Annotated in this window: 23 protein-coding genes, 1 pseudogene and 1 riboswitch; of the genes and pseudogenes, 7 read left to right on the forward strand and 17 right to left on the reverse strand. The window is 32.2% G+C overall.

Features of this window, described 5'->3' with window-relative positions:
• Positions 1-239 precede the first annotated feature (239 nt).
• The 7 genes from ltaS to BB045_RS00955 all read right to left on the reverse strand — a co-directional run bounded on the left by ltaS (position 240) and on the right by BB045_RS00955 (position 7,043).
• Positions 240-2,177, reverse strand: coding sequence for a polyglycerol-phosphate lipoteichoic acid synthase LtaS (gene ltaS / locus BB045_RS00925; RefSeq protein WP_037548486.1), 1,938 nt, complete (start codon positions 2,175-2,177; stop codon positions 240-242).
• 537 nt (positions 2,178-2,714) lie between these two features.
• On the reverse strand, positions 2,715-3,719 hold the full coding sequence (locus BB045_RS00930; protein ID WP_075140403.1) for a 5-oxoprolinase subunit C family protein: 1,005 nt from the start codon (positions 3,717-3,719) through the stop codon (positions 2,715-2,717).
• Positions 3,707-4,423 carry a 5-oxoprolinase subunit B family protein gene (locus BB045_RS00935; RefSeq protein WP_070581428.1) on the reverse strand — a complete coding sequence of 239 codons (717 nt, stop codon included), beginning with the start codon at positions 4,421-4,423 and terminating at the stop codon, positions 3,707-3,709. The genes BB045_RS00930 and BB045_RS00935 overlap by 13 nt, the downstream gene beginning before the upstream one ends.
• 24 nt (positions 4,424-4,447) lie before the next feature.
• Positions 4,448-4,654: a hypothetical protein gene (locus BB045_RS00940; RefSeq protein WP_037548483.1), complete on the reverse strand. Its 207-nt coding sequence runs from the start codon at positions 4,652-4,654 to the stop codon at positions 4,448-4,450.
• A 57-nt stretch (positions 4,655-4,711) separates the two neighbouring features.
• Positions 4,712-5,320 carry an aminotransferase class IV gene (locus tag BB045_RS00945; protein ID WP_070839897.1) on the reverse strand — a complete coding sequence of 203 codons (609 nt, stop codon included), beginning with the start codon at positions 5,318-5,320 and terminating at the stop codon, positions 4,712-4,714.
• On the reverse strand, positions 5,321-6,466 hold the full coding sequence (locus tag BB045_RS00950) for a chorismate-binding protein (protein ID WP_070581430.1): 1,146 nt from the start codon (positions 6,464-6,466) through the stop codon (positions 5,321-5,323). It abuts the gene before it with no gap.
• Positions 6,450-7,043: an anthranilate synthase component II gene (locus tag BB045_RS00955; RefSeq protein WP_070581431.1), complete on the reverse strand. Its 594-nt coding sequence runs from the start codon at positions 7,041-7,043 to the stop codon at positions 6,450-6,452. The genes BB045_RS00950 and BB045_RS00955 overlap by 17 nt, the downstream gene beginning before the upstream one ends.
• Positions 7,044-7,198: 155 nt before the next feature.
• Positions 7,199-7,245, forward strand: a riboswitch (PreQ1 riboswitch).
• A 159-nt stretch (positions 7,246-7,404) separates the two neighbouring features.
• Between BB045_RS00955 and queC the strand changes: the two genes are divergently transcribed.
• From queC to BB045_RS00975, 4 genes are all read left to right on the forward strand, one after another.
• Entirely contained in the window at positions 7,405-8,076 is a 672-nt protein-coding gene (gene queC / locus BB045_RS00960) for a 7-cyano-7-deazaguanine synthase QueC (RefSeq protein WP_070581432.1), read from the forward strand.
• Position 8,077: 1 nt separating this feature from the next.
• Positions 8,078-8,497: a 6-carboxytetrahydropterin synthase QueD gene (gene queD, locus BB045_RS00965; RefSeq protein WP_070678475.1), complete on the forward strand. Its 420-nt coding sequence runs from the start codon at positions 8,078-8,080 to the stop codon at positions 8,495-8,497.
• A complete protein-coding gene (queE, locus tag BB045_RS00970) occupies positions 8,497-9,213 on the forward strand; it encodes a 7-carboxy-7-deazaguanine synthase QueE (protein WP_070441847.1) in 717 nt (238 codons plus the stop codon). Before queD ends, queE begins: the two co-directional genes overlap by 1 nt.
• 104 nt (positions 9,214-9,317) lie before the next feature.
• The gene (locus BB045_RS00975) at positions 9,318-9,929 is read left to right on the forward strand and encodes a DUF2273 domain-containing protein (protein ID WP_070581435.1); all 612 of its coding nucleotides are present in this window, start codon (positions 9,318-9,320) and stop codon (positions 9,927-9,929) included.
• A 50-nt stretch (positions 9,930-9,979) separates the two neighbouring features.
• On the opposite strand, the gene BB045_RS00980 is transcribed toward BB045_RS00975, so the two are convergent.
• The 9 genes and pseudogenes from BB045_RS00980 to norA form a co-directional block, all read right to left on the reverse strand.
• Complete coding sequence (locus BB045_RS00980; protein ID WP_070441853.1) at positions 9,980-10,969, reverse strand: glycosyltransferase family 2 protein; 990 nt, start codon at positions 10,967-10,969, stop codon at positions 9,980-9,982.
• 163 nt (positions 10,970-11,132) lie between these two features.
• Positions 11,133-11,972 (reverse strand): aldo/keto reductase, encoded by an 840-nt coding sequence (locus BB045_RS00985; protein WP_075140404.1) that lies wholly within the window; start codon positions 11,970-11,972, stop codon positions 11,133-11,135.
• Positions 11,973-12,211: 239 nt separating this feature from the next.
• On the reverse strand, positions 12,212-13,588 hold the full coding sequence (locus BB045_RS00990) for a hemolysin family protein (protein ID WP_070441859.1): 1,377 nt from the start codon (positions 13,586-13,588) through the stop codon (positions 12,212-12,214).
• Between the two features lie 555 nt (positions 13,589-14,143).
• A pseudogene (locus BB045_RS00995) lies at positions 14,144-16,116 on the reverse strand (PTS fructose transporter subunit IIABC).
• A gap of 5 nt (positions 16,117-16,121) precedes the next feature.
• A complete protein-coding gene (gene pfkB / locus BB045_RS01000; RefSeq protein ID WP_070441865.1) occupies positions 16,122-17,042 on the reverse strand; it encodes a 1-phosphofructokinase in 921 nt (306 codons plus the stop codon).
• Positions 17,043-17,044: 2 nt separating this feature from the next.
• Positions 17,045-17,800: a DeoR/GlpR family DNA-binding transcription regulator gene (locus BB045_RS01005; protein WP_070441868.1), complete on the reverse strand. Its 756-nt coding sequence runs from the start codon at positions 17,798-17,800 to the stop codon at positions 17,045-17,047.
• Between the two features lie 153 nt (positions 17,801-17,953).
• The gene (gene ybaK / locus BB045_RS01010; RefSeq protein WP_037548444.1) at positions 17,954-18,433 is read right to left on the reverse strand and encodes a Cys-tRNA(Pro) deacylase; all 480 of its coding nucleotides are present in this window, start codon (positions 18,431-18,433) and stop codon (positions 17,954-17,956) included.
• Between the two features lie 96 nt (positions 18,434-18,529).
• Complete coding sequence (locus BB045_RS01015) at positions 18,530-19,015, reverse strand: hypothetical protein (RefSeq protein ID WP_070581438.1); 486 nt, start codon at positions 19,013-19,015, stop codon at positions 18,530-18,532.
• A gap of 260 nt (positions 19,016-19,275) precedes the next feature.
• Positions 19,276-20,448, reverse strand: coding sequence for a multidrug efflux MFS transporter NorA (gene norA, locus BB045_RS01020; RefSeq protein ID WP_070441874.1), 1,173 nt, complete (start codon positions 20,446-20,448; stop codon positions 19,276-19,278).
• A gap of 240 nt (positions 20,449-20,688) precedes the next feature.
• On the opposite strand from norA, the gene BB045_RS01025 reads away from it, so the two are divergent.
• The 3 genes from BB045_RS01025 to BB045_RS01035 all read left to right on the forward strand — a co-directional run bounded on the left by BB045_RS01025 (position 20,689) and on the right by BB045_RS01035 (position 22,233).
• The gene (locus BB045_RS01025; protein WP_070581439.1) at positions 20,689-21,108 is read left to right on the forward strand and encodes a PPC domain-containing DNA-binding protein; all 420 of its coding nucleotides are present in this window, start codon (positions 20,689-20,691) and stop codon (positions 21,106-21,108) included.
• 232 nt (positions 21,109-21,340) lie between these two features.
• A complete protein-coding gene (locus BB045_RS01030; protein WP_070441877.1) occupies positions 21,341-21,958 on the forward strand; it encodes a DUF1361 domain-containing protein in 618 nt (205 codons plus the stop codon).
• On the forward strand, positions 21,955-22,233 hold the full coding sequence (locus BB045_RS01035; protein WP_011276462.1) for a hypothetical protein: 279 nt from the start codon (positions 21,955-21,957) through the stop codon (positions 22,231-22,233). Before BB045_RS01030 ends, BB045_RS01035 begins: the two co-directional genes overlap by 4 nt.
• Before the next feature lie 302 nt (positions 22,234-22,535).
• Here the strand turns inward: BB045_RS01035 and BB045_RS01045 are convergent, their stop codons facing one another.
• Positions 22,536-23,909: a cryptochrome/photolyase family protein gene (locus tag BB045_RS01045; RefSeq protein ID WP_070581441.1), complete on the reverse strand. Its 1,374-nt coding sequence runs from the start codon at positions 23,907-23,909 to the stop codon at positions 22,536-22,538.
• Positions 23,910-23,939 lie beyond the last annotated feature (30 nt).

A 23,939-nucleotide genomic window follows, 5' to 3' on the forward strand; every position in this document is an offset into this window, starting at 1 on the left:
CACTTCATCTGAAAAATTTAGATTTTTATCTTTAATTCTTAATGTATTTAATATAGACTTACACATAGGCGCATTACCTTTCTTTTTTATTTTGTTTGGTAGCTAATAATTATAGAGGTAATTGCGCCATTTTTGTATTCAAACATAAAAATTGGACTGATGATTTTTAGTCATCAGTCCAATTTATTATAGAGCCTTTTTCATTAGTCTAAAAAATTTATATTATAGACTCTACTTGATTATTTTTGGTTCCCTTTAGGACCAGTTTTGTATTCATATTTAGACGGGTCAATTTTTTTGAAATCAGGATTTTTATAGAATCTGAGCAAGTCACCATTTAAGACATTGTCACTCATTTCTAAATCTTTCTCAACCTGTTTCTTATTCTTATCTAAATCTTTAGGTTCCGTTTCTAATAATTCATTGGTTTTATTAGAATATGCTTTACCGTTTACATATTTGTAATCTTTCGTAATGAAATCACCATTACGGAATGGAATTACATCATTATGATCTTTAGATAACATGTCAGTACCAAACATTAAGAAGTTTTTAGAGTCAATTCCTACTAAATGTAATATAGTAGGCATAACATCCATTTGACCAGCATATGTCTTATCTACTGTACCTTCTTTACCAGGAATTTTTAGCCAGAAACCTGTACGGTTTAAGTCCATAAATTTCGCTGGCGTAATCTTTTCACCTAATAATTTTTCCATCGCATTATTATGGTTCTCTGAAATACCATAATGGTCACCATAAATCATAATAACTGAATCGTCGTATAAACCTTTCTTCTTAAGATCTGTTACGTACTCTTCAAGTGCTTGGTCTAAATAATGCGCTGTTTGAATGTAACCATCAACAGTTGAATCACCTGTATTAGGTTTATCAATATCTGCATCTTCCTCACTCAATGTGAATGGGTAGTGGTTTGTCAATGTAATTAAGTGTGAATAGAATGGTCCTTTCATTTTAGATTGATATTCTGCTGACTCTTTAAAGAACGGTTTATCTTTTAAACCTAAGTTAACAATATTATCGTCAGACATATCATAATATGTTGCATCGTAGAACTTATCAATACCAAAATGTTTATAAACTTGGTCACGGTTCCAGAATGTTTTGTAGTCACCGTGCATAACATCAGAAGTATAACCTTGCTTTTGATCTAATATAGCAGGTAATGATTGGTAAGTATTATCACCTTTTAATGAATATGCAGAACCTTGTGGTAAACCATAAAGGCTGTTATCCATTGTGAACTCAGCGTCTGATGTTTTACCTTGACCAGTTTGATGGAAGAAGTTTGGATAATATCTAAAATCTTCGTTACCTGTCGATAATTTATTTAAGAACGGTGTTACTTCTTTACCATTAACCTTTTTATTGATTAAAAAGGTTTGGAAACTTTCTAGATGTATTTTAATAATATTTTTCTTCTTAGCAGCACCAAAATACTCTGAATTTGGTGTTGTATTTTTTTGTTTCGTGTAATTCAATACTTTAGTTAGGTCATCTTCAGAAGCCAATGCTTTTTGTTGGTTATTCTGGATCGTTTTAACGCCATCATAAACTGTAAAGTTATATGGACCTAAATACTTCACTAAATATTTATGGTCAAACGTACGTGTTAATAACTCAGGACGATCTGTTTCAGCAAAAGCTAAGTTCAAGAAGAATAATGCTACTGAAGCAGCCATTACAACCGGTACAAACTTTTTACTGAAGACACGCTTATCTAACCAACTTCCTTTGAAAATAAGGATAAATAGATAAATAATAGTATCTATAAAGTAAACAAAGTCATACCATTTAAATGATGCCCCAACAGCACCACCCATAGACTCAACATTCCCCGCTTGATTAAGTGTACTAAATGTTAAAAAGTCTGAGAAGAATCTAAAATAAACTACATTTGCATATAGCAAGAATGATAGTAAAAATCCTCCAATAAAGATGAACCAATATGCTTTTTTTCCTTTAAAGAATAAGAACACACTTAAAATAAGCGCGATTAAACTATATGGATTCATCAATAGTATTAAGTTTTGAACTAGTCCTTTAACACCCAAAGAAAAATCAACATAATATGAAAAATACGTCTTCAATGTCACTGTAAAAACAGTCAGTAAGAAAAACGCAAAAAGACTTATTTTCTTTTTGTGTAAACTCATGTATGTTTCCTCCGTTTATAGTTATTCAACTTTGAAGAAATGTTAAAGACTTAACCGAAGACTTAAACACTTTCTCAAATATGACCGTTATGCAATTACTTACTAATTTTTAAATTTCGCTATTTTAATTTATTAAGAATATGTCATACACATACATTAAATACAAACGATAATTCACTCTTACATATTTGTCCCATTGACGAACTATCCGTTAGTAATGCCTTATGTATACATTGTTGAATGCTATTCTATTTAATTATTAATAAAATATTAACAAATTATGAACTTTGTAATATTATTGTAATATTGCCCGTAGTTCAATATATAAATATATAGTATTTTTACTCATTTATCAAGAAAAAACATCTTTATATATCGACATCTCAATAGTTTGTCACAAATATATATAAGTATAATGATGACGCACTGATTTATTTATTATAGTTTCTTATATGATATTTTTAATCAGACTATAGACTTACTCAATCTATTAAAAAAACGTTTAAATAAGTCGTACATTTAATTAATTATTAACAGTTATTTCATCATTTCTAATTGCATTCTGAATTCAATGCCGTGAAACAGTTGATTCATCCAATTGCTAAATTTTACAACATTTTTTTCAGCGGTTTCAATATCAATAAATTGGAATTTCAAACGTGACCCTTGTGGTTTCTGTGCAAGTTTAGTCAAATGATAACTCGCAATCGTTCCAATTTGGGGGTAACTTCCTATTGTATAATGATCGTTTAATAAGATAATCGGTGTACCATCTCTTTTAACTTGAATCGTTCCTCTTTTAACAGATTGATGTGCAGGCATATCATCGTAATATGCTTTTATCTTCTCACCATCTAATAACATACCAACACGATTTGATTTATTAGTTACTTTATATTCGCCTTTAATAAAATGGGATTGCGTTTCCTTATCAAAGTCTTCAGTACCTTTATTAGCGATAACATGAAACACGTCAGAGATATAGTTGAACGACAATGCATAACCATCAATCCCCCAATCAGTAGTACGCTTTTCTTTTAGATTTTCAAACAACTTATGATGACGTTCAGTATATTCTCTTTTCATTTCAACTTCATCGCCATTTTCAAGTTTACGCCCGTGATAGCCACCAATGTGAACATTTAAATCTGTAGAATTCGAACCTAGCCAATTGTCTAATTTAAATCCTCCACCTATAGCAAGATATACACGTGACGTTTTATTTGTTTCTTTAAAAGATAACACATCATCTTTACCTAAAAGGTATAGTTTATAAGGTTTTACTCGCAGGTTTTGTGTATAAGCTTCAAAATTTTGACCTGTTAATGCAATTAAAGTAGGTTTGGTGAATCGAATTTTCGCCATAATATGTGTCATTTCAAGTGTTGCTTCATTCTTGTCATTAGCGACAAGACGATTTGCTATTTCATGACCTAGCGTGTCTAAAGCTCCACACGGAATAACACCTGCATATTCATATCCATGACGCCCGAAATCTTGAAAGCTACTAAACAATCCGGCTTTTTCTATTATGATTGACATGGTTTAAATTCTCCTAATTCAATATCTTTGCGTTTTTCTGGTTTGAAAGTGACATTATCTCCTAATTTTAGCAGTGTAAAATCTTCTTGTTCAGGGGTAAATAACGTCATAGGCGTGTACCCTATCACTAACCAATCATTATATGTATCAGTTGTAACAATCCCACATTTTTTCCCTTCAATAATAACTGAACCTGCAGTAACAAGTTTCTTCTTATTACTTGTATGATTAACATACAATGCTTCATTCATTCCAGTTAAATATGGAAAACCAGGAGCATAGCCCATCATAGAGACAAAGTAAGCATTATCAGAATGTAATTGAATAAATTCATCTTTTGTTATTTTGTAATACTCTAGCAAGTCCTGTAAATCGGGACCAAATTCATCACCATAAATAATAGGAATTTCATAGGTCGTGCTCTCATCTTTGTTCATTTCTAATTGTTTTATTTCTTCCTGTATAGATGTTACTAATGCCTTCATATATTGAAAAGGTGAAGTAATATTATGATGTTTAATCATATCTCGAGCATCATAGCAAATCATCATATCTGATTCAGTAGGAACAATTTCAGTTATAAATGGTAAATCTTTCTTTAATAAATGATTACGTACTGCGATTAACTCAGTTGTTACATTTTTAGATACTTCTTTTTCAACCGCAATTACAATTGCTTGATCTCCCTGACTATAAATCTTCATAACTCCACCTCAAAATAATTATATTTAGTGATGATAAAATATATTTAGAAAATCAACCACATAAGGAATGATTGAATTAATTAAAAAATAAATGAATACACATTGAATTAAAACGGTAACGGTTGCCACAATACGTGCCTTAATGAGTGCATTATTATTTAAATATCGATCTGCTAAATATTTACTTATCACATTTAAAATCACAATAATTACAACCCATAATATTGCCATAATTCACTCCGTTAGTTCGTTTTTATCAATAAATACGCATATACTTCCAATATTATTTTATAGATAAATAGACACATCGGCAACCTCTCGTAAACTATTTAGTAAATAGATACGTACCTGCTGATTATTTAATTTCTCGCTGAGTTCTGTTTTAGTATAATTTTTGATTGAAAGTTTTCCTTCATCTATAAGAGATTGACGCATGCACCCCAATAAAAAGTCGTTGTCATAACTCGGCGTATAGTATGTACCATCTTCCTCTATCATGATATTACCAATATCAAATTCCAGAATTTTACCTTTTTCATCATATAATAATATTAAATCTGTCTCATGATTGTGTGCTAAATGCTGGCGTTCTGTAGTTTTGTTAATGATATATCGTTCGTTATAATGCGTTTGAACTTGCTGAAATTTAGCCGTAAACAGCGACTTTTGAGATAAAGGTTTAATTACATAATTCATATCGCCAGTTTTATCTATTTCTATTTTAAGCCGGAACGTGCCCTGTTGATGATTTTTTATAACCTCTTTTACAAGATGTAACCAGTTCTCCTTTGAAAAGGCATAACCCAAACGTCCACATGATTGTTGTATTCGATTAGTATGATATTGAAGTCTTGGAATTTCACCATTTTCCAGACGCATCGTTTCAAACAAGTTCATTTATAACATCTCCAATATCTTTGTTTTATCTCGAAACTCTTGTACTTCTTTTTCAGGTATAGAATCAATTGTAATACCTGCACCCACACCGTAATGAACTTTCTCATTTCGATACTCAAGCGTTCGAATTGGAATATTAAATATCATTTTATCATCCGGAGATAATAATCCAATTGTGCCACAATAAATATTTCTAGGATTAGGCTCAAGCGCTTTAATGTATGACATCGTATTAAGTTTCGGTGCGCCCGTAATGGAACCACATGGAAACAGCGCTTTTAAAATATCAGTCAAACTCGTTTCAGCTTCTAATTGACCCGAGACCATACTCGTCATTTGATAAACAGTCTTATAACTTTCTATAAAGAATGGCTTATTAACGTGTATAGTTCCTGGCTTAGAAATTCTAGAAATATCATTACGCAATAAATCAACAATCATTACATTTTCAGCACGATCTTTAAGAGAGTTCTTCAATATGTCATAATTCATCAAATCTTCATCTTTATTAATACTACGTGGCATTGTCCCCTTCATCGGTTTACTTACGACTACATTTTCTTGGTTATTAAATGCCCCTTTTTGAAAGAATAATTCAGGAGAAATTGAGGCAACTTTAATCTCTTCTACATCTAATAATGCAGTATAACCACCATTATTTGTCTGGGTTAAATAATAATATAAATCGGAGATTGGGTAATGGATATCACTAACTAAACGTGTTGTATAGTTCACTTGATACGTTTCTCCATCAGTGATTGCGTCTTGAACTTGTTTGATCTTATCTTGCATTTCTGCATCACTCTCCAAAAAGCGAAACTTATGTTTAGGTATGTAGCTTTGTGAAAGATTGTTAGACAGATGTTTAGCCATATTAGGATTGAAACTATATGCAAGAGCTATGACTTGATTATTATCCAATTCATGCGTAGCCATTTCTTGATTAAAAAATTTTGCCGCTTCATATGTAAGATAAAGTGCTACGTAACGTCCGTTTGATTGTTCATCTTGAGCAAAGCGAACTACTGCACCGATGTCATTCAAAGTGTAAGCCACCTTTTTAGAGGCATACGTGTCAAAATTCAATGCTACTGTTTCAAAATGGTCAGGTGTCGTATAGTATCGATAATTAAATGCGATTTTCATAGTCTATCCCCACTTTTTCTAAAAATAGTCGTATCTGTTCATGACCATATTCACTTAAAATAGATTCAGGATGATACTGAACGCCATAAATAGGATATTTATTATGTTCAAAAGCCATTATAATCCCCTCTTCGTTATAAGCTGTCATATTTAAAACGGTAGGAATATGATTTCTATCTGCAATGAGTGAATGATATCTCATTACTTCAAACGATTGAGGTAGTCCTTTAAATAGTCCAGTTCCTCTATGAGTTAATGTTGTGGTATGACCGTGAACCGGCTTTAATCCATGAATAATTGTACCTCCATAATATTCATAAATAAATTGGAAACCTAAACAGACACCTAATATAGGAATTTCACCCTCAAATTGATTCATAATTTCAGTTAAAATTGGATAGTCACTAGGTTTACCTGGACCTGGCGAGATGACAATTGCCTCTACGTTAGATGACCTTAATAAATCAACGGAAACGTCATCTACCTCGTATACAACTATCTCTTTATCAGTTTCTGTCTTAAAATAATCTATTAAATTATATGTAAATGAATCTTTATTATCTATAACTATAATCATTTATGTCGCTCCAACTCTATGTTAAATAACTTCATCTATAACCTTATTATAATTAATAATTATTTGGAAATGTAAGGGTTTACTATTTATATTGCTTTAAAATATAGCTTGATTTTAAGAAGTGAATATATTACGCTAACTAGCGTACTAAAAACTCAAAAGAGGTTCCTAGCTGAAACCCTCTATAAAAAACTAGACAATAATCGAAATATTTAGTTTGAAGGTAACATTACTTTTATATAACTAGTTGCAATGTTTCTAAGTCTATCTTTTTTATAGAGATAGACTTTTTTATGTTCTCATGGCTAGGTTAGAGACGGCATAAAGTATGATCTAATCTTTTCAAAAAAGGAGAATATTCATGACAAAGCAAAATTTAAACAAGGACAAAGCCATTGTAGTATTTAGCGGAGGGCAAGATAGCACAACGTGTTTATTTTACGCTAAAAAACATTTTAAAGATGTTGAATTGGTAACATTTAATTACGGTCAACGACATGATGCAGAAATTGAAGTTGCTACACGCATCGCAAAAGAGCAAAATTTAAAACATCATATTTTAGATATGTCACTATTATCACAATTAACTCCAAACGCCTTAACACAACATGATATGGACATTGAAACTGGTGAAGACGGTATTCCAAACACGTTTGTACCAGCACGTAATTTATTATTCTTATCATTTGCTGGTGCATTATCTTATCAACGCAATGCCAAACATATTATTACCGGGGTTTGTGAAACGGACTTTTCAGGTTATCCAGACTGTCGTGATAGCTTTATTAAATCAATGAATGTAACGCTTAGTTTATCTATGGATAAAGACTTTGTTATTCATACCCCTTTAATGTGGTTAGACAAAGCACAGACATGGGAACTTAGTGACGAATTAGGTGTTCTAGATTATATTCGACACAATACACTTACATGCTATAACGGTGTTATTGGTGATGGTTGTGGAGAATGTCCAGCATGTCAATTAAGACAACGTGGTCTACAACATTATTTAGAAATAAAAGGAGCGAATTAAAATGATTCAACAACTTTATCCATCAGTTACCCACCCCTATAGTTTTGAACTTAATAAAGATTTTAATTTTTCAGCCGCGCATTACATTCCAAGTGAAGATGCCGGTAAATGTATGCGAACACATGGACATACTTACTTTGTTAATTTAACAATTGCAGGGGATAAACTCGATCATAATGGTTTTTTAATCAATTTTAGTGATTTAAAAAAACTAATCCACGACCAATTCGATCACTACTTATTAAATGATTTAACTCAATTTAAAGATAAGAGTCCTTCAACTGAAGTTGTAGCTCAAACAATATATAAAATGGTCCAAACTCATCTACAAAACTGTGATAATCAACCTCAATGTGTTCAAGTTTATCTACGTGAAACGCCGACTAGTTATGTCGTATATCGCCCAAAGGAGTATAAATAATGGCTGCTAAAATTCCAGTACTAGAAATTTTTGGACCTACGATTCAAGGTGAAGGACGTGTTATAGGTCGCAAAACGATGTTTGTTAGAACTGCAGGCTGTGATTATCGTTGTAGTTGGTGTGACTCTGCTTTCACTTGGGATGGAAGTGCTAAAGAAGACATTCAGTTAATGACAGCTGAAGAAATATATAATCAACTGAAAAAAATCGGCGGTGACCGTTTTGATCACGTTACGATATCTGGAGGTAACCCAGCACTAATTAAAGGTATACAAGATTTAGTGGATTTATTTGAAGAAAAACAGATATACACTGCTTTAGAAACTCAAGGAAGTAAATTCCAACCATGGATGAGACAAATTAACGATTTAACTATAAGTCCTAAACCACCAAGCTCCAATATGAAAACTAACATTGACATATTAGATAGTGTAATCGAACAATGCATTGAATCAACACTTAATTTAAAGGTTGTTATTTTTGATGATGATGATTACGAATTCGCCAAAATGATACATCATCGATACCCAAACATTCCTTTTTACTTACAAGTAGGTAACCCCTACCTAGATGATGATGTTGACAACCATACAGAGAAACTTTTGAGTCGATATGAAGCATTAGTTGATAGAGTGATGGCTAGTAATGATATGAACCAAGTTTATGTTTTACCACAGTTGCATACGTTACTGTGGAGTAACAAAAAAGGTGTTTAATAATTACTTTATAAATGAAAAATATTTTTTAAGTGTTTTGAAATGATTAAGTTTGTTTTAATTGGTATAATGTTCTAATGAACTATGTGAGATAGGAGTACAGCATGATTATATATGTATTGATTAATATCGCCGTAGTGCTTGGTGTACTCGGCTTTGACTTATATAAGCACCAATTCAAGCAACTTAAATTTAGCTCCGTATTAATAGCAATAACGATTAACGCTTTAATTAATGCTATCGTCATCGACAAATTTAATTTTATAACATTATGCTCAATCGCTTTTTTTATATGTTGGTTGGGACTTCAATATTACTTGAATCATCAACACTATACACTTATTATTTATGAGTATAAATCGATTGCCTTGATATTTTCTATCATAATAAGTTGCTCATTATTTATTACCTATGGATCAAGTGATCAATCCATTTACATGTCTGTTCCATACTTAGCGCCAACAATATTCTTAATAGGTGCTAGTGCGATATTTTTAGGTACTTTCTCTAGAGGAGAACTTGGAATTTTTAAATTTATAAAAAAGCTTAAATTTCCAATTACTATAGGCTATATGCTTATTATAATTTCGATTGTATTATTAACTATTTTGACACCATTCTGGTATATCTTCTTAATCATTTATATTCTTTTAGGTATCTATCTAGCATGGCAACTTAAAAATACTAATTTAAAACATCATATAGAAAATAATTAAACGCTTGAAGTTTCATCATTTAAAACTTCAAGCGTTTATTTTGATTTTTATTAATGTACTTTTTCTTTCTCTTGCTCTACTACTTTGAGATCGTGCGTTGGTTCTTTTAAATTTGATGCTTGCACAATATATTTAGGTCGTTGCTTAACTTCATAGTAAATTCGTCCAATATATTCACCTACTACACCAATAGAAATCAATTGAATTCCGCCAATAAGTAATACCGCAGCTATCGTTGTAAAATAACCAGGATTATTAATGCCATTGACCATTATACCTATCAGCAGATACAAGATATAAACGATACTTAAACTGAATATCGTCATTCCTAGATAAATCATCGCACGTAAAGGTTTATTATTAAATGAAATTAGCCCATCAATACCATAATTTAATAATTTAGTGAATGTCCATTTAGAATGACCCGCTTCTCGTTCTACATTTTGATATGTAAAGATTTTAGTATTATAACCAATCCATTCAAATAAACCTTTTGAAAAGCGATTATATTCTTTAAGAGAAGCCATTGCTTTAACTGCACGCTGACTCAATAATCTAAAGTCACCGACACCATCTATGAATTCAATGTCTTCGACAAAGCTATTTATCAATTTATAATATAACTTAGTCATTGACTTACGGGCTATGTTCTCTCCTGTTCGATCTCGCTTAGCAATAACTTGGTCATACCCTTCTTGGAATCCTTCTATCATTTGTGGAATGAATTCTGGTGGATGCTGTAAATCTCCATCTACCATCACCACAGCGTCACATTTCACACTATGTTGAAAACCAGCTATCATTGCTGATTCTTTACCAAAATTTCGGCTGAAAGAAATATATTTAACATGCAGATCTAAGCTTGCTAAATGTTGAACATGGTCGATTGTGTTATCTTTACTACCATCGTCGACAAATAAAAGGTCATAATCATACCCTTTGTCCAAGCTATCTTTCATCAAAATTTCAGTCAATTTGTCGTAAGTTTTTGTTACGACTTCACCTTCGTTAAAACAAGGCACAATGACTCTGATTTTCATTAAATTACATCCTTTTCATCATTCTTAGTACTATTTTATCAATAAAATAAATAACTATTCTACTAAAAACTATGTAATTAACAAATAATTAATAAAAATTAAATAAAAAATATACAATCATTCTATAATTTTCAATGTCTGATTCCATTTAATAGAAACCAATTTATTTTAAATCACCTATACTCACTTCATCAGGATCTTTACCTTGACGCGCATCGCGATTTAAACTATCTATTTCAGCTATTTCTGTTAGTTCTAGGTTGAAATCAAATATATCATGATTTTCTCTTATACGTGATGGTGTTTTAGATTTTGGAATGACAACACGATTATGTGCCACGTGCCAACGTAATACGATTTGCGCTGGTGTTTTATCATACGCTTTTGCTAGTTTTGTTATAGTAGGATCGTCTAACAATCCTCTGTTTCTCATTAATGGCATCCATGCAGTAACTACTATATCATGCTTATCACAGAAATCTTGGACTTCTTGTTGATTAAAGTAAGGATGTACTTCAATTTGATTAACTTGAGGTACAATATTAGTTTCACGCATTAATTTTTCTAAGTGATGCACTTTGAAGTTACATACTCCAATTGCTTTTATTTTACCTTCTTCATATAATTTTTCTAATGCCTTATATGTTTCAATATAAAGTTCATTTTTTTCGCAAGGCCAGTGAATTAAATATAAATCGATATATTCTAAACCTAAATTATTTAATGAGCGATTAAAATATTCAAGTGTACTATCATAACCTTGATGGTCGTTCCATAGTTTAGTTGTAATAAACAAGTCTTCACGAGGCACTCCACTATTTTTTAGTGCTTTACCGAGTGCTTTTTCATTGTTATAAAAATATGCTGTATCAAATGCACGATAACCATCATCTAATGCAGCTTGAATCGCTGTTTCCATTTCTTCATCTGTAACCTTATAGACACCTAAGCCAAGTCTCGGCATCGGATAACCATTGTTTAAAATTTGTGTGTCATTTACCATAATATATTCTCCTAACGTTCTTGATAATTTTTAATCTATTAATAATTAGGATAACTCTAATCGAGTGTATTGAACAATTAAAAGGACTGGGACTGAATTCTTTAGAATTCGTTGTCCCAGCCCTCAAAATTGAAAAGAACTGAGAAACACTTCATTTAGAGCGCCTTCTCAGCTCAGTCAGCTTATGCAAATTTGCGATATAGCTTTGTATAATATTAATTCATCCAATACTCTTTAAATTATTCACGACTTTCATCGCTATTATCTTTTTTATCTTCACTTTCATCTTCGACTTTACCGAATGTTAGTCTATTATCGATGAACTCATATTTAAGTACAACCCAAACTAGTTGATGATTGTCCATTTCAGACACAATCCAACGATCATATTGCGTATCGATATGATCTTCAACTTGTAAATTAGTGTTGTGGGCTTGGAGCCAACCACCTATTGTATCAATGTCTTCTGAATCTTCAAATTCAATGTTGAATTTTTCATTGAGGTCATCAAGAAGGACACGTCCATTAATCTGATACGTATCTTCACCAAGTTTAACGATGTCATTTACTTCATCATCATCAAACTCATCACGTATTTCACCGACAATTTCTTCAAGAATATCTTCCATTGTTAAAATACCAGCTGTGCCACCGTACTCATCAATAATTAAACTGATATGTACGTGTTCACGTTGCATTCTAACTAACGCATCACTAATGGGAGTTGTCTCTGAAATCATTGGTAATTCATGGATATAATTATTGATTTTGATAGGTTTCCCAGAAGCATACTCTGTTAAGAATTCTTTAACGTTAATGAAACCTTTAATATGGTCTTTGTCTCCATCCTCAGTAATGGGGTAACGTGTAAATTGATGTTCTTTAATCGTCTCTAATAATTCGTCAACATTAAATGGTTCATTTAAAGTCACCATCTGAGTACGTGGTACCATGATATCTTTTGCATGTCTCTCATCAAATGAAAAGATATTTTGCATATAGTTTAATTCTGTTTGGTTGATTTCTCCACCATTATAACTGTTGTTAATAATGATCTTAATTTCCTCTTCTGACATAGCATCAGTTTGAGCGTCTGGATCAACACCCAACATTCTAATTATCACACGTGCTGAACCATTCATTAACCAAATCAAAGGTTTCATTATATTACCGAAATAGTACAATGGTCTAGCGTAAGTTAGGGCTAATTTTTCTGTATGTTGAATTGCTATAGATTTCGGTGCTAATTCACCTAATACTACATGTAAGTAAGTCACTACGATGAATGAAATTACAAATGAGATTGTTGTAGTTAATGCATCAGGTAACTGTAATAAGTTAAATAGAGGGTGCAACAATTTTTCAAATGTTGGTTCCCCTAACCAACCTAATCCTAATGAAGTAACTGTAATACCTAATTGACAGGCTGATAAATAATAGTCAAGATTCGCAATCATCTTTTTGACAATTTTAGCGCTACGATTACCTTCTTCAGCTAATTGTTCAATACGCGTTGAACGTACTTTAACTAATGCAAATTCTGAACCTACGAATACTGTTGTTAATGCTATTAATAGAAAAAATATTACTAAATTTATTAAGGTCACTGTATCCAATTAATTCCCTATTCCTAGGGATTCACCTCCAAATAAATGTGTCCCATATGGGTAACACGAATTTAATTCGTAATGTACTTTGACGATATAAACACATGTTAAGACCTTCCCATTGCGACACCCCCGAAAAAATGTATTACTTTTATTTTATCATATATTAATTACCAATAGTTGATTGTAACGCTTTTGATTAAAAAGTTACAACTTATCATTTAAAACTAATATTGCGTAATAGTCAAGAGAGGACTACACTAAAGCGCTTGGAAGTCACAAAGCATAAATTCTTTATCACTAAAACGCTTTTCTTCCTATGACATACTCTCATATGTCTACCCATTTTTACATATTTTAATGACTCTATATCAATTTGAAATGATAATGTTTTATTATCACTGTAATTTATGACTAAGACAAAAATGAAGTAAGACATAATTCATAATGAATTCATTATCTTGTCTTAATCTTGATAATATAGACTCCTCGTCTAGTTATGAAGAATAAATTAAAGTATTAAAAAATCTCTTGCCCAATTATTAGGGCAAGAGATTTTTATTTCTATTCATCCATAGCTTTTGAAGCTTCAATTTCGTTTTTAGTTACTTTTGGTTTCAATAAACCATACATAATTGCTGAAACAAGAGTACCTACAATTAAAGCAATTAATGTTTGTAAGATATGACTAAAGTCAGTCGCTGCAATAACAATGATACCACCGTGTGGTGCATTGATTCTTGAACCTAATGCTAATGCAATTGCACCACCTACACCTGAACCTACCATCATTGATGGGATCACACGTAATGGGTCAGCTGCAGCAAATGGAATTGCACCCTCAGTGATGAATGATAAGCCCATCACATAGTTTGGCACGATAGAACCACGTTGTTCTTTAGTGAATTTACGTTTAAAGAATATCATTGCTGTTGCGATTGCTAATGGTGGAATCATACCGCCTACCATTGCTGCTGTAATTGGTGCGGCATTTCCTTCTGTCAATGCTGCTGTGGCGAATACATATGCTGCTTTGTTAAATGGTCCACCCATATCGATAGCCATCATTGCACCGATAACTAAACCAAGTAATACAATATTTGAACCTGATAAGCTATTTAATCCATTTAATAATAAGTTATTTAACCATGCTGCTGGCGGGTTAAATGCATAAATCATTAATAAACCAGTGATAGTTACACTTAATAATGGATAAATTAACGTTGGTTTTAAACCTTCAACTGCTTGTGGTAAGCCACGTGTAATATATTTAATACCTTGTGTTAAGTAACCTGCTAAGAAACCTGCAATAATACCACCGATAAATCCAGAACCACCAGAAATTGCTAACATACCGCCAACTAAACCAGCTGCGAAACCTGGTTTATCTGCAATACTACGAGCGATGAAACCTGATAAGATTGGAATGATTAAGGCAAAGGCACTCTTATTACCTATATTCCATAATTGTTCTGCAAAAGCGTTGTGCTCAGAGCTTTTAGGGTCAAATGAGTTAGCCCCGAATAAGAATACAATAGCCATCAAGATACCACCAGCAATTACTAAAGGTAGCATATTTGATACACCGTTCATTAAGTGTTTATAGAACGCTTTACCAAAGCTTTGTTTCTCATTACTTTCACTATCTGTAGATTTAGAGTTACCACCACGTGCTACAAATGGTTTACGACTTGTATCAAGTGCTGTGTTAATAAGTTCTTCTGGTCGTTTGATACCATCAGCAACTGGTACTTCAACTACGTTTTTACCGTCGAAACGATCTGTTTCAACATGAACATCTGCAGCTACGATAACACCTGTCGCACGTTCGATGTCTTGTTGAGTTAAATGGTTTTTAATACCGCCTGAACCATTTGTTTCAACTTTCATTTTAACGCCCATTTTATCGGCTTGTTTTTTCAATGCATCGCGAGCCATATAAGTATGTGCGATACCTGTAGGACATGCTGTAACAGCTAATACATAAGGCTCATTAGTATCTGTCGTATTTGCAGAACCACTTGTCGCACCAGCGGTCGCTGCCTCTTGTTCTTGTACTTCTTTTTCCCTTCTTTAGTTGCTTCATCATCCGCATTATCAATAATTTGAAGCACTTCTTCAGGAGAGTTAGCATGTAGTAAGCTTTCTCTCACTTTATCATCCATTAAAATACCAGATAATTTAGCTAGTGCATCTAAGTGTGTTTGTGCGCCACCTTCTGGAGCAGCAATCATAAAGAATAAATGTGCTGGTTGACCGTCTAAACTTTGGTAATCCACACCTTCCTTAGATTTACCAAAAGCAATGGCTGGAGATTTTACTGCTGCTACTTTTGCATGAGGAATAGCAATTCCTTCTCCAATACCTGTTGTACTTTGTGATTCACGATTATGGATTGCTTCTTTAAATTGAGCAATATCACTTAACTTGCCAGCTTTATCTAATTGATTCACTAATTTATCAATGACACCATTTTTATCAGACGCTGATAAATCCATAGCAATTGTATCTTTTGTTAGTAATTCTGTTATTCTCATTAATTTTACTCCCCATCAAGTACTGTAATAGTAACCTGTGATTTAATTTTTTCTATATCTTCTATTGTCGCTAAATCTTCAGTAAATGCTGTTGCTGTCCCAGAAGCAACAGCTTGTTGAAATGCATCTTCAAGTGATAATCCGGATTCAAGACCTGCCACCATACCAGCAACAGTGCTATCTCCTGAACCAACCGTATTAACAACTTGTCCTTTAGGATTTTGAGCTTTTATACTACGTGCTTTATCTATATAAATTGCACCATCTCCACCTAAAGATATAATGACTGATTGTGCACCTTCTTTTAATATTTCACGACCATACTTAACAACATCTTGGTCGCTCTCAACAGTCATATCAAACATTTCTTCTAATTCATCTTTATTAGGTTTAATAAATAATGGTTGATATTTTAGCACTGTGTTAACTAAATCTTTTTCAGCATCAACCACCAATTTTGCACCTGTGCTTTGAGTTATTTCTGCAATTTGAGCATACGCATCACTTGGAATACTCTTAGGTACACTACCAGCAACAATGACTGTATCTTCCTTTGTTGTCTGTTTAATTTGATTTAATAATGCTAGGAATTGGTCATCAGTAATAGACGGTCCAGGTGCATTAATTTCAGTTTCGTCACCAGATTTAAGTTTTACATTAATACGTGTATCATCATCAACTTTAATAAAGTCCGTTTTAATTTGACTTTCTTCTAATGTCTGAGCTATAAATTCTCCAGGAAAACCTCCAGCAAATCCTAATGCTGTAGATGATACACCTAGTGTTTTTAAAACACGAGATACATTGATACCTTTTCCACCTGCAAATTTATAAGTAGATGTCGCTCTATTTAACCCTTTTATTTCAAATCCATTAGTAAACATAATGTAGTCAATAGATGGATTGAATGTTACTGTATAAATCATGATTAACCTCCTATAAACACGTACTTCTCTTTATATTGTTCAAAATGTGAAAGTTCTATTGTTTGCTTTGAAACCACCATTTCAACATGGTTTTGACTAATTGGCACATGTGCAAAATAAACTTCATCTATTTTTGAATGATCAAGTAAAACATATGATTGATTTGCTTGTTCCATGGCCTTCTCTTTTATTAGTGCCTCTTTTTCATCTGGTGTCGTAAGACCATATTTTAAATCTAAACCATTCATTCCTAAAAAAGCCTTATCAAAACAATAACGACTCAAGGTATCAAGTGCACTAGCACCTACTGTGGCAAATGTTGTTTCTTTAACCTGTCCACCTATCATCAAAGTTTTGATGCCTTGGTTAAGTAATTTTTCAACATGTGTTAATCCATTTGTAACCACTACAATATTTTGTGCTTTAATGAATGGAATCATTTCAATCGTTGATGAACCAGCATCCATAAAAATGCAGTCATTATCTTCGATGAGTTTTGCAGCAAATTGACCAATCACTCTTTTTTCTTTTAAATTTTGCGACAATTTATCCGACAGAATTGGTTCATTATTTCTATTACTATTTAATGTTGCTCCTCCATGAACTCTTTGAAGTCGACCTTGTTGTTGCAATTTCGATAAATCTCTTCTAACAGTTGAAGCGCTGCAACCTGTTCGCTCTATTAATTCTTGGAGTGTGAGAAAATCTTTTTTCTTTAATTCCTGAAGTATTAAGTCATGTCTTTTTTCAGAAATCATTTAACCACCCCGCTTCAACTCACATTGCAATGTGTACGCTTACATTTTTCAATCACAAATTGTCAAAATCAATCAAAAACATTCATTTCGGTTTAAAAATTAACAGATATTACACAATTTGTCATCCCATTTGTAATATCTGTCACTATATTGCTATTTTTGAGTAATGTCTTCTACTTGTGCATTTGTCATTGAAACAAGATCCTCAAGTTGTAACACAATTTGAATTCCTCGTTGTCCACCACTCACGATAATTTTTTCGCGTAAAGAAGCAGATTGATCAATCGTAGTTGGAAATAAATGTTTCATACCTACTGGAGAACAACCACCTCGTATATAACCTGTTACTTGTTTCAAATTATCTAATGGCATTAGCTGTAATTTCTTTTCATTAACGACACTTGCCGCTGCTTTCATATCTAATGACTCACTGACTGGAACTACAAATACGAAATGATCATGTTCAGCATTTTCTAATACAAGTGTTTTAAAAACATCATGGACATTTTCACCGACTAATTCTGCAACGCGTTCACCATCCATATGCCCATCTTCCAATTCAAATGTTTTGACTTCATAATCTATTTTGGCTCTGTCTAACATACGCATCGCATTTGTTTTCTTATGTTTCATACACGTTCACCTCAAATTCATCTTTAACTATAATCTTACTACGCTTTCTATGAAAAATAAAAAGAGCGCTCTTCTCTATTATAAGAAAAGGCGCGCTCATTGTGCGTTATTAGATAAGGCTTCTATTTTACCCGTTTTATTTACTGCAATATTACTACTTTGTGATTGATGGTTTGGATTCAATTGATACGTAATATCTTGATTCGTTTCACCACTACGTTCTAAATTGACCACTTTACCATATTGATGATTCGTATAATTTTGAGCAATTATTCTACATTCTTCAGAAGAATATTCATGCTTATTACTATTTGCATTGTCATGGGAAGTGGAATCTATTTTATTATAGTGTGTTTTCATTTTGCGTTCATCGGCATTTTTCTCTGATGCTTTAGCTGTGTGGCTTGTAGTAATATCTAACATTTTTTCAGTTGCAGAGACACTACTCATCTTTGAAAATGTAGAAATTGTCTGATGCACTTTAACTAAGGCATTTTGGTTTGTAGCTATAAATAATAAGAAAGCTAGACATAACGATAAAATTACAGCCACCATACCTAAAAGTATGTTTTTTAAATTCATCTCCTTACCCACATTTCTCTCTAAATTTTTATTTATCTTAACATATATATAGAGTAAAAATAATTATGTAGACTGCAATTTAAAATAACTGTAATCTTTGTAATACTTCTATTAATAATCGACGCTATATTGTTACAATTTAACAACATAAATGTAAAAACAAGCAATGACATCGTCAATTTTTCAATTAAAAACGAATGATGTCATTGCCTATTCTATTTAATATTCATATTATCTCTTACTTATCTATTCTATGGTCTTTACTTCGTTGTGTGTTTTCGACGTCTCGTTGCTTGCAGTGCTTTTTCAACAAAAATAATCACGATACCGAACAACATAACTATGATTGCCATATATAAAGGAAATTCCACGTTAACATCAAATAAAGCGCCTGCTACTAATGGACCTACAAAGTTCCCCATACTAGTAAATGTGGAGTTTAATCCACCCGCAAAACCTTGACGATTACCTGCAATGTTAGAGAAGTAGTTCGTAAGTGCTGGACGAATCAAATCGAATCCAATGAACACGATAAAACTAATAAACATGATCGTCCAATAACTATGCGACAAGATTAATAAACCAAGTACAATCGCTGAATAGAGTAATGACCAGATAATAAAGGTTAATTCAGTCATGTATTTCATAAATTTGTCGAAGAAAAAGACTTGGAATACCGCTCCTGCTACGCCACCACCAACAATTGCGATTGAAATATCACGTGGTGTATAGTTGGCTTTCTCAGATGTATAAAGTGAGAATAATGTTTCAAATGCTGATAGACCAAATGCCAGTACTAATGTCAAAATAATTGGCGTAATAAATACTTTCCAGTTAATTTTTGTAAATACTTCCGGTTCGATTGAATGGAATCCTTCAGTTGTTTCTTTGCGTGGGTTATGAATTAATAATAAAGACATGATAAATGCTAATACACCTAAAGTTCCCGCAAAGTAAAATGGAGCTCGATGAGAGAATTCCGCTAAAAATCCGCCAATCCCTGGACCTAGAATAAAGCCTGAATTGATAATAGCTGACATGTACCCAAAGTTCTTGGCTTTGTCTTTAGCTGGTGAAATATCTGCAATCATACCAGTTACACCAGGCATTACCATTCCTGCACTAAAACCACCTAATATACGAGAAGCGATTAATACAGGAAAATGATGACCGATAGCGAATAGAAACTCCGATATGGCAAATAGAACTAGACCAATGCAAATAATTAATTTTTTTCCAAGTTTATCAGCCATCGTACCACCGAATGGTGAAATAATCATTTGAGATAAGGCAAACACTGCTACCAATATGCCTAAGTCGCTACCTTTTAGACCTAAATCTTTTAAGTAAACGGGGAGTACAGGTATTACCAATCCGATACCTACAAAGATTAAGAAAATATTGAAGTACAATGTAAATAATTGTTTTTTCATGATGACACCTCATTTCATTTTTTGTTTGGTAAATTTTATCATTTCATTGAAGATCAATTTTAATCACGCTTCTGATTAAATATAAATGAGCTACGTCTAATAACATAGTTGAAAATTACATAATATTAGGACATTGTATACTATTTAACTTCTATATTACAATAGTAAGATTTAAATTCTAAGCAATAAAACTTACTGGCTAGTATAATGTAGGTAACTTATCAAATTGAGGTGACGATGATGAAATATAATAAAGATGGTCAAACGTTTCTTTTAGTGCTAGACAAAGGCGAAGATATTGTAGAAGTCCTAACACAATTTGCTGTGGAGCAAGAAATGAAATTCGGTTCAGTTAGTGGTATAGGCGCATGTGACAACGTAACGTTGAATTTTTACAATTTAGACACTCAAAAATATGAAGCACGTGAAGTTAATGAAGCTTTAGAACTAACAAGTTTAATTGGCAATATTTCACATATTGATGATAAACCATTTGCGCATTTACATGGAACATTCGGAACACATGATTTCCAAACATTGAGTGGTCATTTAACGAAAGCTGTTGTATCAGCTACGGCTGAAATAGTAATTCAAATGACTAACTTAGATGTTAATCGTACACATGATGAAGAAACTGGATTGAACTTATTAAGACCTTAATGCAATTATATAAATTAAATTAGCCCATAGATGACATATTTAGATATGCATCTATGGGTTATTATATGTATTCCTCATTTATTACATTAAAATAGCGTTTTATATCTTTAAATTTCTTTTGACTAGATAAACATAATGCTTAAATATTTGATTACCATTTAGGTAACCTTTATTATTAATCATTGACTAACTAAAATAAACTCTTATTTTTTTAAAGAAAGTAGTGTTTAACATGACTTCGCGTTATATTGCCAGAATATATTTCATAATACTTTTCACATTCTCACTATTTGAAACACGTGTTTTTAATTTTATGAGTTTAAACCTCTTTTTAGCTTATATACCATTTGAGTTATGCTTACTATTAAGATTATTTAAGCCAAGAAAAAAATATGAATGGCCACTATTTTTAATATTTGGTTTAATTTTTGTATTGCTAGTGCCTAATACGTTTTATATGCTAACGGATTTAATTCATTTAAATCAATTTACATTTGATTTTTATGTTCAATTAAATATTATGGAATGGCTGTATTTTACTTACCTATTATTAGGCGTCTTTTTAGCAATGTATTGTATGATTCTTATATTTATAAATTTGATGCATTTCACTTCAAACTTATGGCTAAATCGTACTCTAATTGTAGTGCTTATGTTCTTAAATGGTTTGGGTATTTATATGGGTCGATTTTTGAGATTCCATACTGTTCATTTGATTACTGAACCTTTCACTATTATTCATCAGGTGATTGCATCTTTAAATACACAATCCATAACATTTATTTTACTTATGGTATTACTACAAACCGTAATCATTATATTCGTGAAAGGAGTGAGAGTGGCAAAATGATTTGGCACATTATGATTCTTCTAATCATTATTATTGCTTTACAACTCATTATTGGACATTTCTTTCATAAAAATGGTTTTAGTATGACACATAGTATTATCCTTATGTTATTACCACTTGGTATTGGTTTGTATCTCGTTCAAATTTTTTATTATGAACGCCGTTATCCTAAATGGGAAGTGCCATTAAATGTCAAACTACGATTAAAATATATGTATTTAGTTACTTTCTTAGAATACGTAGCCGTATATATATGCCTATTTGCCTTAAAATAACACTCAAAACCTTGGTGAAAGTAAGTGTTCACACACTTACGTAAGTAGTTCTAATATAGGTAATGAAACATAGTTGAGTGCGGGGCCCCAACAAAGAGAATTTCTTAAAGAAATTCCACGAGCTAAGAAAGTTGGGGTGCGGGGCCCCAGCAAAGAGATTTTCAACAAGAAAATCTACAAGCTAAGCAAGCTGGGGTGTAATAAATTTTGGAAAATATTATTTCTGCCCCACTCCCTTCTAACAAAAGTAAATTGGAGTGAGACAACATTTAATTTGATTGCTATCTCACTCCAATTATTTTTTATATTTGTTTAAATACTGACATAACATGATCTCTTGCTTCTTTATGATCGACTAGTGGTTTTGGATAATCCTGACCTAGTTTAATACCTTCTTGTTCTAACTCCGCTTCATGTTTAATAGGTTCATGTAATAATTTAGGAGTAACATCATTTAACTGTGGTATAAACGTTTTAATGTATAAAGCATCTTTATCAAATCGTTCACTCTGACGACTTGGATTAAACATTCTAAAGTAAGGAACAGCATCTGTTCCTGTAGATGCAGACCATTGCCAACCATGTACATTTGATGCGGAATCAAAATCGATTAATTTTCTTCTAAAATAATCTTCACCCCAAGTCCAATCAATGAACAAATCTTTCGTTAAAAACTGTGAAACAACCATTCTCATACGATTATGCATAAATCCAGTTTGATTTAATTCAGTCATTGCTGCGTCAACTATTGGAAAACCAGTATGCCCTTCACACCAACTTTTAAATTCATCCTTATTATACTCCCATTTAATGTCACGATATTTTTCATTAAATGCCTCATGAGCTGTGTTTGGATATTGTGTCATTAACACATAATAGAACTCTCTGAACATCAATTCTCGTATAAGCTGTTCAATATTATGTTCGTCCTCTTCATAACGCTCTAACAATTGAGTAACAATTTGTTTAATGTCTATTATGCCATAAGCTAAAATGATACTTAACTGACTCGTTAAGACTTCAGGCAAATATTCACGATTGGTTTCATAATTTTGTATGTCTTGATCTATGTAATCATTCCATTTTTTAATTGCTTTTGATTCTGAAAGGCCAAACTTCGAATAATCTTGGTTTAACTTTTGCTGAGATTTCACGAATAAATCGGACAAGTCCTTTAATTTATAGGCATAAGAGTCATGCTTTCTTAGTTTGGAACGATGTGCCTTATAAAAGCTGGTAAACACTTTGTATGGTTCCCCTTGTTTGTTCATCGTAGCGCTTGGTTTGAAATAGTGATTGGCACGCACTGTGGTAACTGTAATATTGTGCTTGTTAAAAGCCTTTTTTAAATGACGAATATCATAACTTTCTTGATGATAACTCATAATATCGCCAGCAACAATAACTTCATTGATAGATTTATCCTCACAAAAATCTCCTAAATCACTATAGTCTAACAAGAAGGGTTCAATATCATACTGTCTTAAGTCATTTAGAAATGATTGCATTACACCAAAATAATAATTTGCTTTCATGTCTGTGTCATCTTCTTCGAATATTTCCTGTGGAATAATGAGGTAGCATTTCTCAATATCCTCTTTATTTTGATGAATATATTCAAATAATGGATTATTATTAATTCGGAAAACGCGATTTAGTATTACACCTATAGTCATCATTTCACTCCTGTTATTAAAGGTTCATTA

Source organism: Staphylococcus sp. MB377 (genome assembly GCF_001922505.1).
In the GTDB taxonomy this organism is placed as follows: Bacteria; Bacillota; Bacilli; order Staphylococcales; family Staphylococcaceae; genus Staphylococcus; species Staphylococcus haemolyticus.

What these genes read in the sequence shown, in the direction of transcription:
- BB045_RS00950 (WP_070581430.1), bottom strand. Translation starts at nt 6,466, where the DNA reads ATGAAAATCGCATTTAATTATCGATACTATACGACACCTGACCATTTT.
- BB045_RS00945 (WP_070839897.1), bottom strand. Translation starts at nt 5,320, where the DNA reads ATGAACTTGTTTGAAACGATGCGTCTGGAAAATGGTGAAATTCCAAGA.
- BB045_RS01015 (WP_070581438.1), bottom strand. Translation starts at nt 19,015, where the DNA reads ATGAATTTAAAAAACATACTTTTAGGTATGGTGGCTGTAATTTTATCG.
- BB045_RS01030 (WP_070441877.1), top strand. Translation starts at nt 21,341, where the DNA reads ATGACTTCGCGTTATATTGCCAGAATATATTTCATAATACTTTTCACA.
- BB045_RS00940 (WP_037548483.1), bottom strand. Translation starts at nt 4,654, where the DNA reads ATGGCAATATTATGGGTTGTAATTATTGTGATTTTAAATGTGATAAGT.
- ltaS (WP_037548486.1), bottom strand. Translation starts at nt 2,177, where the DNA reads ATGAGTTTACACAAAAAGAAAATAAGTCTTTTTGCGTTTTTCTTACTG.
- BB045_RS01005 (WP_070441868.1), bottom strand. Translation starts at nt 17,800, where the DNA reads ATGATTTCTGAAAAAAGACATGACTTAATACTTCAGGAATTAAAGAAA.
- pfkB (WP_070441865.1), bottom strand. Translation starts at nt 17,042, where the DNA reads ATGATTTATACAGTAACATTCAATCCATCTATTGACTACATTATGTTT.
- queE (WP_070441847.1), top strand. Translation starts at nt 8,497, where the DNA reads ATGGCTGCTAAAATTCCAGTACTAGAAATTTTTGGACCTACGATTCAA.
- BB045_RS00930 (WP_075140403.1), bottom strand. Translation starts at nt 3,719, where the DNA reads ATGTCAATCATAATAGAAAAAGCCGGATTGTTTAGTAGCTTTCAAGAT.
- queD (WP_070678475.1), top strand. Translation starts at nt 8,078, where the DNA reads ATGATTCAACAACTTTATCCATCAGTTACCCACCCCTATAGTTTTGAA.
- BB045_RS01045 (WP_070581441.1), bottom strand. Translation starts at nt 23,909, where the DNA reads ATGACTATAGGTGTAATACTAAATCGCGTTTTCCGAATTAATAATAAT.
- BB045_RS01035 (WP_011276462.1), top strand. Translation starts at nt 21,955, where the DNA reads ATGATTTGGCACATTATGATTCTTCTAATCATTATTATTGCTTTACAA.
- ybaK (WP_037548444.1), bottom strand. Translation starts at nt 18,433, where the DNA reads ATGAAACATAAGAAAACAAATGCGATGCGTATGTTAGACAGAGCCAAA.
- norA (WP_070441874.1), bottom strand. Translation starts at nt 20,448, where the DNA reads ATGAAAAAACAATTATTTACATTGTACTTCAATATTTTCTTAATCTTT.
- BB045_RS00985 (WP_075140404.1), bottom strand. Translation starts at nt 11,972, where the DNA reads ATGGTAAATGACACACAAATTTTAAACAATGGTTATCCGATGCCGAGA.
- BB045_RS01025 (WP_070581439.1), top strand. Translation starts at nt 20,689, where the DNA reads ATGAAATATAATAAAGATGGTCAAACGTTTCTTTTAGTGCTAGACAAA.
- BB045_RS00975 (WP_070581435.1), top strand. Translation starts at nt 9,318, where the DNA reads ATGATTATATATGTATTGATTAATATCGCCGTAGTGCTTGGTGTACTC.
- BB045_RS00955 (WP_070581431.1), bottom strand. Translation starts at nt 7,043, where the DNA reads ATGATTATAGTTATAGATAATAAAGATTCATTTACATATAATTTAATA.
- BB045_RS00980 (WP_070441853.1), bottom strand. Translation starts at nt 10,969, where the DNA reads ATGAAAATCAGAGTCATTGTGCCTTGTTTTAACGAAGGTGAAGTCGTA.
- queC (WP_070581432.1), top strand. Translation starts at nt 7,405, where the DNA reads ATGACAAAGCAAAATTTAAACAAGGACAAAGCCATTGTAGTATTTAGC.
- BB045_RS00935 (WP_070581428.1), bottom strand. Translation starts at nt 4,423, where the DNA reads ATGAAGATTTATAGTCAGGGAGATCAAGCAATTGTAATTGCGGTTGAA.